Below are 16946 nucleotides of genomic sequence, written 5' to 3' on the forward strand. Positions count from 1 at the left end.
TCTTTTTTTCCTTCCGTAGCTCTGCTATGCAACTCAAAAAAATCTTCAACAGAGCTGAAAACTTCTAATTTTCGCTTAAATCCAAAAAGTCTAAATGAGTTCATTGAAAAAATGGAATAGTTAAGTTATAATGAGGCTGCCTGAAAAGTGTCATTCAGAGCATAGCGAAGAACCCTATATTTCTATAAATCAAAACATTATAATTTAAAGAGATTCTTCACAGCTTCGCTGCTACCTTCGAAACAAAATATATTTCGCTTCTCGGTAATATTCAGAATGACACTTTTTAGACAGACTCACTAATAAACTAAACTCAAAAAAACTATTCTTGTTTATTTTTAATATCCTGGATTTGGAGTAATCGCAGGATCGGTGTCTATTTGACTTTGCGGAATGGGCAAAATAAGGTTGTCAACATCTATAGTTACATTTATACTATTAGCTGTAAACCATGCATTCATAGTTTGAATGGCTTCACCTGTTCTCTTTAAATCAAACCAGCGATGTCCTTCTCCTATAAACTCAAACCTTCTTTCCATCTCTATGGCATCTCTCAATTCACTTTGTGTTGTAGCCGTTGTATTTGCCAATCCTGCCCTATTTCTCACCATATTAAGATACTGCGCTGCATTTGAACCTCCTGATTCATTTAATGCTTCGGCGTATTTTAACAGCACATCGGCAAATCTAATAATGATATGATCAGAACCGCCATCATCTGCTCCTGTTGAAGACACTTCATATTTCAATGAGAAGTAAAATGGATTAGCTGCTGCATCTAGACCTACATAATCATCCTTTCGTGTATCACCTAATTCATAAAGTGCTACAAATTCTGCAGAAGGCAAATTATGTCCCTTTGCATTTGCTGTAGTCCCTGAGGGTCTGAATTGCGATGCAGCAGGCTCCCCTTCATTATTACCATCAACACCACTGGCAAACTGAACTTCAAATAAGATTTCTGAATTACCTTCATTAGCAACACCAAAAATTTCTGATGTCGATGGCATTAAACTGTAATTCCCAGAGTTAACAAGCGGCCCTAGAATTGTAACAGCTTCACTATAATTGCCGAGATTCATTTGTACATCGGCAAATAAGGCTTGAGCTGCTCCTTTGGCTGGTCTTCCTGCTAATTTATCTGTATCTGGTGGAAGGTTTTGAATCGCATCATTTAAATCTAATTCAATTTGCGCATAAATATCTGATACCGTGGCACGCCCTTGTCCGAAGTAATCGGAAGGATTCGTTGTTTCTTCAAGCGCCAATGGAACGCCTCCATACAATCTTACAAGGTTAAAGTACAACAAACCCCTAAGGAATTTCATTTCACCTATTCGGTTATTTTTAATCGTGCTATTTTCATATTCTATATCGGTGATTCGATTAAGAACAATATTAATTCTTTGAATGCCTTCATAAGACTCTTTCCAAATGTCTCCCACTAAATCATTTCCAGCATTTGTTGAAAAATCGTCCAATTGGCCAAAACGGCCACCATCGTTTGCCGCAATTTCCTCGAAAGTATCTTCTCCCGATATTTCCCCAGCACCAATTAAATCAAGTCCGTAAAGTCCTCCATTTTGAAGTTGAGCATATGCGCCTATAACAGCACTTTCAATTTCTTGTTCGCTAGTATAAAAATTATTTGCTGCCTTCTCTGTTATTGGGGACAAATCTAACTTATCTGAACAAGCCCCTAAAACCAACGATATTAAGGCTATAGTTATAATATTTAATTTGATATTCATTTCTATATTTTTTTAATTAAAATTTAATATCCATTCCTATGGCTATAAATCGAGTTAATGGACTCGATGAATCAATATAACCTCGGGACAACGACTGCCTTTCATTTGATCTTGTATCCACCCCATCGGAATTATATCCTCTAAATTTTGTGACATTAAACAGATTGTTTCCTGTGAAGTATAGTCTTAGGTTATCAATACTCAGTTTATCAATGATACTACTTGGTAATGTATACCCTAATTGCAAACTTCTCAACCTAAAGTAGTCACCATCAAGTACTGAAAGATTTGATTTTCTTGTCAGCCTCCCCGCAGATGAAAAACTAGAAAAATCTGGTCTTCTAAAGAATCCATCTGGATTGCGATCGTTAAAATAGTTATCAAAATAATATTGAGAAGGAATAAAGAAACCTTCTCCACTTTCGGTACGATTAATTATATGATCGGACACTTTTCTCCCTTCAATACCAGTGAATTGAGCAGATAGATCAAATCCTTTGTAGTTTAATGTAAATCCAAAACCATAGGTAAAATCGGGATTAAAGTCTCCCTGCATGGCTCTATCGTCAGATGTGATTCTGCCATCACCATTGGTGTCTTGTACAATATAGTCTCCTATTTCTGTACCAGATAACGGCGTTACCGGATCGTTATCGATCTCTGACTGTGACTTGTAAACACCCGTAACATTATAATTGTAAAATTGTGCTACTGGTTCGCCTACTTTAGTAATGAAATCTACCCCTGAACTAAATATTATTTGGCTCTGTCCGTTACCAAGCGCTAATACTTTATTTGTACTATGAGAAATGTTAGCATTAAAGCCAATTTTCAAATCACCAATATTAAAGTCTCGCCCTTTTATTTCGAACTCTACCCCTTTGTTTTCTAATTCTCCAATATTTTGTAAAGACTCAGAAAAACCAGATTGTTGAGGCACTGGAACATCCAATAACAAATCGGTTGTTTTAGACGTATAATATTCTGCTGTAAAAAACAATTTGTTTTGCAAAAGCCCTAAATCTAAACCAAAGTTAACAGCCGTATTGGTTTCCCAAGACAAATCGGCATTTGGTGATGTTCTCGTGTACACTCCAGAAGTTAGACTTCCATCTATGGCATAATTATCAGGAGAGATTAATGCAACGGAACCAAAATCACCAATTTGGTTGTTACCTGTTTGACCTAAACTTGCCCTAAGTTTTGCATAGTTAATTAACTTGTCTTGAGGAAAGAAAGATTCATTACTCAAAACCCACCCTGCTGACACTGAAGCAAAATTTCCATACTTTGTATTGGCTCCAAAACGTGATGATCCATCTCTTCTTATAGATCCAGACAAGGTATATTTGTTGTCAAAATCATATTGTAAACGTGTAAAATATGATTCTAATGCCCATTTACTACTTTTAGACGTTGCAGTAATAGACGTCGCACCACTCACGTTTCTTATATTGTCATCAGCAAAATCTCTACTCTCAAGGTCGGTTTCGTTTCTAAATTCCTGTTGATAGCTATATCCCAACAATACATCAAATGTATGTGATTTAATTTTTTTCTTATAACTTAAAAGATTTTCGATAATAAAATTCTCTCTCTTGGTATCATACTTTGCTGCTTGTGTAGGATTATTAGCTACTGGTGTTCTGTAATTACCAAAAGTTGAAGGCGCAAAGAATTCTTCTACACTGGTGCTGTAGTCCCCGCCAAAGGAGGTTTTAAATTTAAGGTCTTCTATAGGTTCAATCTCAACAAATGTATTTCCAAAAAGCCTAAAACCTTTTTTAGTAAAATCAGACAATAGCACATGTGCTATTGTGTTTTCTGAAATTGGGCCATCCCAATTTTGGTTATTATCATCTAATTGTGCTGCAATGGCCAAGGTGCCATCTGGGTTATATATAGGATAATAGGGTTGCATCAATGTCACTGTAAATGCAGGATCTGCTTGTCTGCCTCTACCTAAAAGGGTTTGTGACCAAGCGCGTTCTCCTGTAGGAGTCGCATCAGACATTGAAATATTTGTATTAATACCAAACTTAATACGATCGCTAATCTGTGAATTGAATCTTATATTATTGGTATATCTTTTATAACCGGAAGCAATAATGATATTATCTTGATTCAAATGCCCAAATGAAATAGAATAGTCGCTTTTTTCATTTCCACCACTAAGGTTTAAATAATGGTTTTGTTGCATGGCATCTCTAAAAACGGCATCATTCCAGTTTGTATTGGTAAGACCAGGAGTACCATCTATATATCCTTGAAGATACGTCGGTATTCTACTTCGTTTTCCTCCACCATTGGCATCTCTTGTAGCATTATCATCTGTAATACTTCTTCCTGCTCCTCCTGATATATAACCAAAGTTACGAGCATCTAAATCGAATAATGCTGTGTCATAGGCATCGGTCACTTTAAATTTGTCAATCCGTGATTGAAAACCAACATAACCGTTGTAAGTCACTTTAAGTTTACCTCTGTTTCCTTTTTTTGTTGTAATTAATATGACCCCATTTGATGCTCTAGACCCATAAATGGCAGCAGAAGCGGCATCTTTTAGTATACTGATAGTTTCGACATCATTTGTATTTACCGAACTTAATGAAGATCCCTCACTTAATGGGTTTCCATCAACTACAATTAATGGGTTAGTCCCAGCAGTCAAGGTACTAAGACCTCTAATTTGGATTACGGAATTATCACCAGGGTTTTTACTATTACCTAATATTTGAACACCCGAAATTGTACCAGCCAATGACTGTTCAAAATTTGCAGAAGAATAATTGTTTAGCGTTTTATTATTTACCTTCGACACAGATCCATTAAACTTTTCTTTGGTACTTGTACCGTATCCCACGACGACAACTTCATCTAACTTAGCTGTATCTTCTTGTAAAGCAACGGTAATGGTCTCTTGATTATTAACGGATACTTCTTGCGATAAAAAACCAATATAAGACACTACTAAAATGACATTTGCACTGCTTACGTTTAATGAAAATTTACCATCAAAATCTGTTTGTGCTCCATTTGTTGTACCCTTTTCAAGAATATTAGCTCCTGGTAATGGTTGACCAGATGCATCTGTTATTTCTCCAGAAACATTGTGTTGTTGCTGACCTGAGGTAATAGCTTTTTTAGGTTTTTCTTGTATTAAAATAGCATTATTATTAGTTACTATAATATTTAAATCACCTTTGGACAAGGTCCTATTTAATAATTTATTAGTTTTTAAAGTCCCTTTCTTTAAATGTACCTTGGGAAAGTCTTTGAATATACCTTCTTCATAAAAGAATTTATAATCCGTTTGCTCCATGATAAGGTCAAATACCTCATCAACAGTTAATACCTTATCTTCTTTAACCTTAATCTTAGAATTTTGTGAAATAACATTATTTGGTGTTAAGGCAAAAACCATGGTGCAGTATAAGAAAATGAAAGTTCTCATTATAATCATTAAGAGCCATTTTCTATATTGAAAACAGGCATTAGTTAATTTAATTTCCATAAATTTGTTTATTATTTGTTAGTTAAACACTTTTAATTAATAGATAATGATCTAAGGGGATAGAGTTTTATACTTTTGCGGGTTAAACTTTATCCTTCTTTTTTGTAATTGTTTTTTTATTTCATAAGCAGTTCCTTATATTTTATTAAATGGTTATTATTCATCCTTTTACAAGGTCTTTTCAATGTTATCAGATAGTTATATCTAACAAAAATGAATGGTCTATTTTAAAATTATAGTTTTATCCTTAATCTTATAGTCGCTTATTGTACTAGACTTCATAATTGATAAAATTTCTTCAATACTTTGATTCTTACTCAAAACACCTTTAAATTTTAATTCTTCTAAATTTTTATCTAAAAAGATGACATCAACATCATACCATCTAGATATAACTCTCATAATGTTTTTTAAAGATTTCCCTTTAAAACTAAAAACACCATTTTTCCATGAAATCTCCCCTTCAACGTCAACCACAGTTACTTTAATACTATTCTTTTCAAGGTCTAAATTAGATTGTTGATTCGGAATTAAATTTTGCTTTGAAATACCATTATCTACAACAACTCTTCCTTCTACTAATGTGGTATAAATATTAACTTCATCTTTGTAAGCTTTAATATTGAATTCTGTTCCCAACACTTCAACTTCTTGAGACCTATTAAACACTTTAAAATTAGATCCCTTATGTTCTGTACTTGGGGACACATCAAAATAAGCTTCACCATATACCAGTTCTACTTCTCGTGTTTCTCCTTCTATAAAACTTTCAGGATATTTAAGCTGAGATTCTGAATTTAACCAAACACGTGTACCATCGGATAAGACAATATAATATTCTCCGCCTCTTGGAACCGTTAAATAATTATATACTATTTCTGTTGGTTTTTGTTTACTTGCTTCATAGATTATTTCTTCGCCATTACTATTAGCATTTTGCCCCTGATATGTATTGCCTTTTTTCAAAACTACAATAGAACCATCTCCTAAAGTTAATGTTGCCTTGTCTGTTCCTGGCACGATAGCTTTAGTATTCACTATTGTTGGAGTTTGTTCAATGGGTGTACTAAAGATATTATCTTTAAAGAAATAACCTGTTGCTAATATACCTACTACTACAGCTGCAGCTACATATCTAGAATATTTTTGAATTCTCTTTAATCTCAAAACTTTCTTTTCCTGTTCGATAAGGTCGTAAAGTTTTAACTTGGTTATATCTTTATTAAATTTCTTCAAGTTGTATTCTATTAAATAATTTGTTTTTACAAAACGGGCAAACTCCTTTTCATTATCTGAGTCTTTGAGCCATTGTTCTAACTCATCCAATTCTGAAAAGGAAGCTTGATTTACAAGGTATTTAGCTATCAGCTTTTGTATTCTTTTCGTTATCATTATTATTACATTCTATATTATTAAAGCGAAGCAAAATCGAACAACCCTAACTTTTAATTAAGTTTTTTTTATATTTTCGCTTTAATTCATATCAAATTTTATCATTTTCAATATGCAAATGGTTTTTAAAAATGACACTGATCTTATTAGGTCGTTAAAAAAAGGGGAACCTAAAGCCTATACTTTTTTAGTAGATTCTTATCACCATAAGCTTTGTATTTACACGTATGGGTTAACAAATGACCATGACCTTTCTGAAGACATCGTACAGAACGTGTTTGTTTATATATGGAAGAATAGATTAAAACTTAAAGATCATTTTTTAGTGAAGAATTATTTATACAGGTCTGTATATAATGAATTTATTGATCAGTATCGTAAACGAAAAACGGTTATGACCATAGAGAAAAAATATATTGATGCTTTGAATCATATTGTTGAAAAGGAAGATGAAAATTCGTTAGAAAAACTAATTGCTCTTGTAAAAAAGGAAATAGGGAATTTACCTCCCAAATGCAAACAAACATTTTTATTAAGTAAGCAAGAAGGTCTTACCAATATTGAAATTGCAGAGTACTTAAATGTTTCCATAAAATCTGTCGAAGCTCATATAACTAAAGCGTTTTCTATTTTGAGAAAAACTCTGGGTGGTAAAATGAATAGTATTTTATTTTTACTTTTTGGGATTAACAAAAACCTTAAAATTTAGATTTCAATTTGAATTAAAAAGCGAAAACTATTGTATTGTAAATCTATTATATTTTCCAACAACTTTATTTCCTAACTTACTTGTCTTTTACCTTACAAAGCATACATGCAAAATTAAAACTAAAAGTTGATAAGAAATATATTAATGCCCTGTGTGCACCATATTTTTATTCTGCATTGCTATTGCTGTAATTCAAATACAGACCAAATAGGTTTATGGTCGGACTGAGGCTTTTCTTTTTCTTCGATTATTTCCGCTCTTTTTACTTTTAAACCTTTAAAAAATATATGGTCTATTACGGTATCATCTGGTGATTCAGGATAAATATAAGTGGTTTTATCTTTTAAATTTATGTCAAGCGCTTTCCACGAATTATAAAAACCAATATGATACAAATATGATAAAACCTTGGAATTATATAAATCGTTAAAGTCTCCCGCCAATATCATCATATCTGAAGTATTATAATTGTTTTCAATTAATCTTGACAAATATTCTGCTTTACTTTTGATCGGATTAGATTTACCAGAAGGAATATGCAAACTAAATATTTGAATACTATTATTGTTATCAATAACAACATTTGCAACTACTGCTGAAGCTGGTGACCAACCTATGCCTTCAAGTAAAACCTCATGCGTATTTTCTAATGGATATTTGCTTAATATAGATTTATACTTCCCATAGTATTTTTTTGTTTTATCTATGAATTTATCGGTGTGGTTTGCAGAAGCAATTTCACCTTCATAACTATATGGCAATCCCAATAATTTTCCGACTTTTTTAGTCCATCCTTGTGCCGGGACTTCATTAAAACAGATAATATCAGCATTTTCAGGTTTCAAAAGTTTAGATATTGCTTTTGGAGATGTATTTTTTCCGAATTCAACATTATAGGCTATAACTTTAAATTCTTGTCCTAAAACCGTTTCAGCAGAACTAATAACTAATAGCACAAGTAAAGTGACTTTGAATAGATTATTCTTCATTTTTTTGTTAAAATTATTTAAAGCAAATGTGTAACTACTAAATGTAATCAAATAATATTTGATTGGGTTTCATGTTTTATAATTATACTTATTTATAAATAACCCAAGTATTTACGGTATTGTACTTACCTTCTAAAACTATTTTATAAAAGTTTGATGGTAGGTGGTTTACCTTTATTGTTGCACTTCCTTTTTTAATTTTCACATTGCCTAATAATTTGTAGGTATCATTACCTCCTGATTTAAATTGATTTTCTGTGGTTACCCAAATCTTTACTTTCCCTTTCTTATGTATGACATCCCAAGTTACCTGTAAGGTATTATCTTTTAAAATGGCTTTAGCATTTGCTAGTGAAACATATCCTATTAAAGGAATGCCATCAATCTCCTGCTGCTGTTCTTTTTTAGGAGTAATTTGTAGCGTACTCAACATGGTTGGCATGATATCTACAATGGCTGGTTGATAATCTTTAAAATAAGTATTTAATTTTTTTGCATTAGTCACAATCCATGTAAGACGTTCTCTTTCGCTTTGTCCTCCATGACCTTGCCCTGTCTCTTTACTTCTTCCATGATCTGTTGTGATAAATATTTGCCATTCTTCATTAAATTGCTCCCTTCTATAAGTAATTGCGTCCCATATCTCACCTATTTGATTATCTGCTATTTTTACGGCATTATAAAATGGATCACTGTCTCCATATTTATGTCCCATATCATCGGTATATTCTAAATACACCCAAGAAAGATCTGGTGCATTTTCCTTAATACTATGCACCGCTTTAGTTACGACATGTTCATCTATTTTATGAATATACATTTTGTCTTTATCATGTGCAAAGTTAATGGTGTCATGCTCATACCCATCATAATGATAATCTAACTTCAGATTATCGGTCTCTGAAAGATTTTCTCCTATCAATTTGGTTCGATTATCCAACCAGGTAGAAAATATGGCTGTTTTTAATTCAGGTCGATACTTTTTTGCCATTCTAAAAACAGTCCAATAATTATAATTTGGTTTTTTAATCCCATTTCCCCAAACATTATGCTTGTTAGCCCAAGTTCCTGTAAGCAAACTGTTATAGCCTACAGCAGAAATTGTTGGTGTTTGTGAATACCCGTTTTTTTCACCCCCTACATAAGCTCGGGTATACCCACCTTCTTTTGAGATTCGGTCTAAATGTGGCGTTTTTACATTTTCTATAACATCTGCAGAAATACCATCTACAATTATAAAAATTACTTTTGGTTTTTTATTTTGAGCATATGCAAAGCTCATTATAAATAAGAAAAGATAAATTATGTACTTCATTTGATGACTTTTTAATTTATTCTAAAAGTTGCTAATAGTCCTTTATGGTCTGATGGCCATTTGCCTTGAGGTAATAAAAATTTATCTAGCAAACTATTGTCCTGAATACCTTGTCCATTTACAATACTCCCGGAAGGTCCAACAACAATAATATCTTCTAAAGTAAATCGAGAATCGTTATTATAATAAATAAAATCAATACGATCTCTATCATCAGCATCAGGAGTCCAAACCAATTTAGATAATTCTACATCAATGTTATACGCTGCCCAAGTAAAACCAGGATGCGTAGTTGGGTTTGGGTACTTCATCCTATAAGCATCCACATAATTATTTTCTTTTAAGGTTATGCTGTTATGCCAAGGTACTACGGTTCCATTATGGTCAAATAAATCTTTTGTTTCCATAGTCCAATCTAAATGTGAAGGCTCATTAAAATCTCCAGCTAAAAGCACTAAATTGCCATTTTCTTTTTCAACAGAAGCATCTTTTACAAACAGCTCAATAGCTTCATCTCGTGAAGATGCTTTATTTTGAAGTAAAATTTTAGATACATCTAAAACTGGTTCTGGCAGTTTTTTCCAAGTTATTCCATCATAACCTCTTGGTAAATAACAGGCATAATGTGTATAATCTAAGTGTGCCGCATATAATGCTACTTGTAGTGTTTCATTCAATTTTACTATACACTTAGTTAATGAAGTGTTATCTATTACTGGTTTTGAAACAATTGGAAATTTAGATAGTACAATAGGCGATTTTCCTGAATTAAAAGAGTAGTAATCTTCTCCTCTTTTTTTCAACTCGTCTGTAATTTTGTTACTAAAAATAATATTATTAGAATTACGGATTTCACATAAAATAATGACATCAACTTCCGTCTGAAGAATAATGTCAACAATGGCATCAAATCCACCATCGACCAATTCCCCTTCGTGCCATGTATTTAAGGACAGAACCTTTAATGTTCCATTAAAATGAACTTCGGAAAACTCAGGATTTTCTACTTCATTGTGCTGGTCTTTATTAGCTGAAATACAGCCATAACTTACTCCCAGCACTACAAAAAAGACATATATTTTTATTTTTTTCATTGTATAAAAACTTCAAAAAGGGAGATTTTCACCTCCCTAAAACTAAACTCAATCTGACTTAAAAAACTAAAATGTTATATATCGTTATGGTATTTTAATAGTATTGTTAGACTCCTTCCAATACACCCAAGAACCACCAGATTCATAATACACAGCTATATTTATATTTATTGTTCCTGTACAAACATCGTAAGTACCATCGCTTACCTGCCTAAATTGATAGGTATAACCATCGCTGTCGGTTCCAGCATCAAAATCGGCAAAAGTGGCATTCCCTATTTTTGCACCAGCCTGAACCGGTGTTAGAGTAACTTCTAAATTAGCATTAGCGAATGGTGAATATGAAATTAAATCTCCTGTAAATGTTACCACATCACCTGTCACGCTTCCACTAATTGTATGCGTGCCAGAGCCCGTTGTATTGGTTAACGATGTTGCAAAAATATCGATATCATCACTACACTCATTATCTATAATTTTTAAAGCAAATGCTTTATTTGATTGAAGAAGTGTCCCAACGCCAATATCTATATTAGGGTTACTAACACTTTCAATAGAAATTTCTAAACTTTTATCTTCAACACTATTAACTACTAAATTATCAATTATAGTGATTTCAAAGGGTTCAGATTTTATTTCGCCTGCTTTAAATGTAACGATGTTATTCGCTATTGAATAATCTACACCGTCTTGTGCATTGCCAGCAATTTTAAGATTTAGGGAAAAATCTTCGGTTAAAACACTGCCGTCATATCTTAAAAAAATGGTATAAGTTGCTTCATTTTCTAAAATTTCATCATTTTCATCTAAAAATGAAACAAACTTATATTTTTCAAAATTATAAAGCTCTGGTTCTTCTTCACAGCCTAAGCTTAACAAGACTATGGTTAAATATAATATTGATTTTAAAATTTTCATTGTATTTAATTTTTGCGTTTAAATTTTTGAACTTAAACAAGTTTTACCACCCCATTATTTGAGATAATTGCGGATTTAAAGCGACCTGATGTGCTGGTATTGGGCGGTAATAGTACTTAGGCTCTTCAAAGGTTCGTACATCTATATTCGCAACCATATTCCCTGAAGTTCCATTTGACAAATAAATACTTGCAGCAGCATCTCCAAAAACTCCGGCTTTATAATATATAAGGTCAACACCTAATGCGTTTTGTTCTTTAGGCGAAGGAATATCATCACTACTGCCAATAATACTTATATCTTCTACGCCATCTCCAGTCATATCATATTTACCCAAACCAGGAAAATACATGCCAATAGGGTTTCTCTCTAATACCTTCCCTGCATACCATCTCTGTAAATCATAAAGCCTAAATGATTCTAATGCTAGTTCTGCTCTTCGCTCTCTTCTTATTTCGTAAATGACACCTTTATTTACTCCAGAAACATTGGGATAATCACTTTCAAATATAGGATCGATATCAGCATTTGCTCCAACCATATCTAAATTTGGCAAGCCAACTCTTGCTCTTAATTTATTAATACTATTATCAAGATCTGCTTGCATTAGTGTGCCTAGTTCTGCTTTAGCTTCAGCATAGATTAATAGTGTTTCTGCGTATCGCATGACGATCAAATCGTTCCCTTGATTTTCATTAGTGTTAGAGTTATTATAACCTTTGGTTTGAAAATACCCTGTAAAGTTCCTGTTAAATTCCGGGATATATGGTGCAGGTTCGTTTCGTCGCACCCAACCCGGGTAAACAAAAGTTTGTGACATTCTAGGGTCTCTATTCTGAAATTCCTGTACATAGGTAAACGTATCTGATCCAGGTTGATCACTAAACCTAGTACCATCTTGCATTAAATAATTATTTAATAATGATTTGGTAGCACTTTGCTCATAATCACCAAAAACAGTGTTATTACCGCTGGTTTTTTCTTTTTCAACATCATAAATATTGACTAAAATAGCTTCAGGATTACTAGTTTGATTATCAGAATTAAATAAAGATCCATAGTCTGAATTTGGACTACCGGTAGTGTATACATTAAAGTTTCCGGAATCCATCAACTGCTTGGCAGCATCACTCGACATTTGTAAAAAGGTATTTGCGGTACTTTCTAAACCTAGTTCCGGGTGATATTTCCTGTAGGTCCCTTCATGTAAAGCCATTCTAGCCAGTACATGTAAGGCAGCCCATTTGCTAACTTTTTCTGTACCCGCAGCTTCTTCATTTATATACTGCGTTGCAAATTGAATATCTTTGAAAACACTATCTACAACCATAGCACGGGGGTCTCTTGCTTTATACAAATCTTCATCACTTGCTCCAAGTGTTTTTGAATAATATGGTACATCTGAATATCGTCTTACCATACCATAATAAAAATTTGCTCTATGATATTTAGCGATGCCTTCATAATGTTTTTTAGTGGCATCGTCTATTTCAGCTTTATCAAAATTTTCCAGGAAAAAATTAATTTGTCTTAATCTGCCCCAATTCCATCCTGAATTGATATTTTCAGCACTTGGGGATCCGATCATAATATTCTTTAATTCTACAGCTCCAGTAGTTGCCACGTCATCCGTCGCCTGGTCTCCTAAAAAAGTTCCATACCCTGAAACAGAATGAAGCCCATCAATATACAATTGTAAATCACTCGCCGTATTAAAAAAGTTTTCTGCAGAAATTTCATCCTTAGGAACGGTATCTAAGAAATCGTCGTTACAGGCAATAACCATAGTTATTGACAATAACACTATTATTTTATGTATTGTTTTCATTGTATTTTTTTTAATTAATATTAGAATGTAACATTCATTCCAACTGATAGTTTACGATGAAAAGGGTATGCAAAACCTCTGTTTCCTGTAGCTTCCGGGTCTAAAAACTTTTTGATGGAAGACCATTCAGCAATATTTTCACCCGTAACAAAAACACGTAAATTGGAAATTTTCATTTTATCAAGTAATTTATTTGGTAAGGAATACCCTAGCGTAACATTCTTCAACCTTAAATAAGCTGAGCTTTTCAGATATTTTGTTTGAGATATATCTAAACCAGCTCCAAAATTATTGTCCGCTAGCCACGATTGTAATACCGGAAATTCCGAATCGGTATTGGCATCTGCTAATCCAGCATCAATATAAGATTGTGAATGCTGAGCTCGTAATGCATCACTATCTCCTGTAGCTCTATAGAAATCTAATAAGTGTGGATAGACATTAGCATAAGGTTGTTGGTAAGGTCCCCAATACAAATAATATCTTGGGTAATAATCTCGCTTCCCAATCCCTTGTACAAAGCAGCTCACATCAAAGCCTTTCCATGCGGCATACATATTAAAACCAAACTGATACCTGGGCTGGTTATTACCTATTAATTTTAAATCTTTAGGATCAATTGCAGACTGCCCGCGTTCTATTTTACCATCACCGTCTTGATCAATGTATTTTGGCCACCCGGGAACTACGGCTATGGCTCCCCATGGAACAATTGCAGATTGGTCTAAGGTTGTAATTTCATCCTCGTCTTTAAAAAATCCATCATTTTCCAGCCCCCATATTTCTCCTATGTCCTGTCCTTCTCTCCATTGCGAAAATAACTGCCCTTCATTATCAAAGCGGGTAATTTTTGTTTTATTATCCCATATTCTTGCAGCAACTTCTAAATTAAAAGGGCTTCCTCCAAGTTCGAATTGATCCTTATAACCTAGCGTAAATTCCCAACCTTTGGTTTGTAAATCGGCTGCATTTTGAATTGGAGGTGCGGTTCCTAATACAGCCGGAAGTTCCTTACTTGGAACTAACATGTCCTTAGTATCTCTGGTAAACATTTCAAAAGTCAAAGAGAGCATACTATTAAAAAAGCTTGCATCGATACCAAAATTTGAAGAAATAACACGTTCCCAAGTATAATTATTTGGGTCTACACCCAAACCGGGGCCTCGTACTATCTTAGGGTAATCGCCATCGATTAAATAACCGGACTCACCTTGTCCTAACGAGTTTATATATCCATAATTGCTAACACTTTGATTTCCTAAAGAACCGTAAGAATATCTGAATTTTAAATGATTCATAACATCGGTAACTGATTCTCCTAAGTCTTTGCTCACTAACCATGCTACAGACATTCCCGGAAAAAATCCATAACGATCTTGTTGTGGGAATCTGGACGAGCCATCATATCTTGTATTTACCTCAAAAATATAACGTTCATTATAGATATAATTGACTCTATTGAAAAGTCCGGTTACAGCCCAATCGGAAAAATTATAACCAACTTCCTGATCCCCAGTAGCCAACGACAAGTAAGGTAAGTCTCTGGATATCAAACCATTTCTTTGCGCCGAAAACCAGTCAAATTTACTGGTTTCCTTGTTAAAACCGGTAGTTGCACTAATATAGTGCCTACCTATTGTTTTTGCATACGTTCCATATACATTTAAGACATTATAGGTGTTTATCGATTGTGTTTCGTAAGCCCAGTCATTAACATTGATATCTCTAAAAGAATTAGGCCCGTCACTTACTCTATAACTAGTACGATCTGAGTGATACCTGTTAAAATCTTTCTTAAAGGTATGCTCTGCTGTAATTGTTAGGTCCTTGTTTAATAGGTAAAAATGTAATCTGTTTGTGGTTTGTACACCTGTTTGTTTATTATTTTGTTTACCGCCATCTATCATTTCTGCGGCCGCTAATCCAGCAGGGTTGTCTGCCCATGACCCATCGGGATTTTTCACCACTTCTGTAGGTCTTAGATTATACACATTGGTTAAATTATACCTTGGGTTTTTTCTGTTTGATAAGGTTAAAAATGTATTGTTTTCAAAATCCATCCAAGCATTGGGTTCAATCTTAATCTTTGATCTTAAAGTGTTGCGCTCCCAACTGTCAGTAGCTAATCTATTCAATCCATTTTCCAAAGTATGACTTGCAGAAAGATAATAACTAATTCCTTGATCAATTAGTTCTTCTCCATCTACTTTAGTTGTTCCAAATGCTCTTTTCCCACTAATGGAAATATTATGGTTTTGAGAAAAAGAATATTTGTTAAAAAAATAATCATTCCAATTAGTATCCCCCATATATTGATATTTATTTGGGTTATTAGGGTCTAGCCGAACACTTGGCACTGAAGGATCTTCAGATCTGGCTTTTGCCCAGGCATACCAATCGTCATTATAACTTACATAATTCCAGGGTGTATTGCTTGTTGCAATATCTAACAGTCTTGAAAATATATAAGGATCTGTAATGGGCTCCGGAGTAACCGTAGGTGTTCCCCAAATAAATGTATTAGAATATTGAATTTTATTTCTGCCACCTTCTTTTGTTGTTACCAGCACAACACCAAAGGCTGCTCTAGCTCCATAAATGGCTGCTGAAGACGCATCTTTTAATATAGATATGGAAGCTATATCATTAGGGTTCATACGTGTAAGGTCACCTGAAGATGAAGGCACCCCATCAATCAATATTAAAGGAGACCCACCGTTTAAGGAGGTTATTCCCCGAATATTAATATTCGCTGTACCTCCAGGGGCTCCATTTCCGAAAGTGATATTCAAGTTTGATACGGCTCCCTGAAGACCTTGCGAAACATTAGCTATAGGTCTATCTTCTATGATATCCATATCAACAACTTCAACGGCCCCGCTTAGGTTTACCTTTTTTTGAGTACCATAACCTACAACCACTACTTCATCTAAGGTACTTGAGTCCTCCTCTAAATAAACAACAAGGTTTTCTTGATTACCAGCCTGAATTTCTTTAGTTTGGTAACCAACATAAGATACCTTCAATATAGCATCTCCCGATGCTACTTTTATTGAGAATTTGCCATCGAAATCTGCTGATGTCCCAGTTGATGTTCCTTTTAATACTACTGTTGCTCCAGAAAGTGGTTGTTCTGTCTCTGCATCAAATACAGTTCCTGTTACAATTTTTTCCTGGGCAAATACACTATGGCTAATCATAAATAACAATATGAATACCGCAAAATTGCATGCATACTGTTTTTCATTTACAATATAACCTCCTGCTCTTTTGCTTTCAAGAATCAAAAAGTTTAATGTTTTCATTGGCTTTCTTTTAATAGTTAATAGTTAATAGTTTAGTATAGATTATTTTAAATGCTGGGCTAATGTATAAAAATATTTTGATTGAACAACCAATCAATTTAAAATTAATATGTTATTTTTGTTAAATAATT

Annotated in this window: 10 protein-coding genes; 1 reads left to right on the forward strand and 9 read right to left on the reverse strand. The window is 33.6% G+C overall.

Annotation, left to right across the window (positions count from 1 at the left end; all coding sequences use genetic code 11):
* Positions 1-338 precede the first annotated feature (338 nt).
* From Q4Q47_RS04880 to Q4Q47_RS04890, 3 genes are all read right to left on the reverse strand, one after another.
* On the reverse strand, positions 339-1751 hold the full coding sequence (locus Q4Q47_RS04880; RefSeq protein ID WP_303305528.1) for a RagB/SusD family nutrient uptake outer membrane protein: 1413 nt from the start codon (positions 1749-1751) through the stop codon (positions 339-341).
* Between the two features lie 16 nt (positions 1752-1767).
* Positions 1768-5205: a SusC/RagA family TonB-linked outer membrane protein gene (locus tag Q4Q47_RS04885; protein ID WP_303305529.1), complete on the reverse strand. Its 3438-nt coding sequence runs from the start codon at positions 5203-5205 to the stop codon at positions 1768-1770.
* A 282-nt stretch (positions 5206-5487) separates the two neighbouring features.
* Positions 5488-6657 (reverse strand): FecR family protein, encoded by a 1170-nt coding sequence (locus Q4Q47_RS04890; protein ID WP_303305530.1) that lies wholly within the window; start codon positions 6655-6657, stop codon positions 5488-5490.
* A gap of 118 nt (positions 6658-6775) precedes the next feature.
* Here Q4Q47_RS04890 and Q4Q47_RS04895 point away from each other — a divergent pair, with 118 nt between their 5' ends.
* Complete coding sequence (locus Q4Q47_RS04895) at positions 6776-7366, forward strand: RNA polymerase sigma factor (RefSeq protein WP_303305531.1); 591 nt, start codon at positions 6776-6778, stop codon at positions 7364-7366.
* 179 nt (positions 7367-7545) lie between these two features.
* Here the strand turns inward: Q4Q47_RS04895 and Q4Q47_RS04900 are convergent, their stop codons facing one another.
* The 6 genes from Q4Q47_RS04900 to Q4Q47_RS04925 form a co-directional block, all read right to left on the reverse strand.
* Complete coding sequence (locus Q4Q47_RS04900; RefSeq protein ID WP_303305532.1) at positions 7546-8355, reverse strand: endonuclease/exonuclease/phosphatase family protein; 810 nt, start codon at positions 8353-8355, stop codon at positions 7546-7548.
* An 88-nt stretch (positions 8356-8443) separates the two neighbouring features.
* Positions 8444-9670, reverse strand: a complete 1227-nt coding sequence (locus Q4Q47_RS04905) for an alkaline phosphatase family protein (protein ID WP_303305533.1) — start codon at positions 9668-9670, stop codon at positions 8444-8446.
* 11 nt (positions 9671-9681) lie between these two features.
* Entirely contained in the window at positions 9682-10764 is a 1083-nt protein-coding gene (locus tag Q4Q47_RS04910; protein ID WP_303305534.1) for an endonuclease/exonuclease/phosphatase family protein, read from the reverse strand.
* Between the two features lie 84 nt (positions 10765-10848).
* Positions 10849-11682, reverse strand: coding sequence for a Calx-beta domain-containing protein (locus Q4Q47_RS04915; RefSeq protein WP_303305535.1), 834 nt, complete (start codon positions 11680-11682; stop codon positions 10849-10851).
* 43 nt (positions 11683-11725) lie between these two features.
* Entirely contained in the window at positions 11726-13510 is a 1785-nt protein-coding gene (locus Q4Q47_RS04920; protein WP_303305536.1) for a RagB/SusD family nutrient uptake outer membrane protein, read from the reverse strand.
* Between the two features lie 20 nt (positions 13511-13530).
* On the reverse strand, positions 13531-16815 hold the full coding sequence (locus tag Q4Q47_RS04925) for a SusC/RagA family TonB-linked outer membrane protein (RefSeq protein WP_303305537.1): 3285 nt from the start codon (positions 16813-16815) through the stop codon (positions 13531-13533).
* Between the last annotated feature and the right edge of the window lie 131 nt (positions 16816-16946).

The sequence above is a fragment of the Flavivirga spongiicola genome (genome assembly GCF_030540825.1).
Taxonomy (GTDB): domain Bacteria; phylum Bacteroidota; class Bacteroidia; order Flavobacteriales; family Flavobacteriaceae; genus Flavivirga; species Flavivirga spongiicola.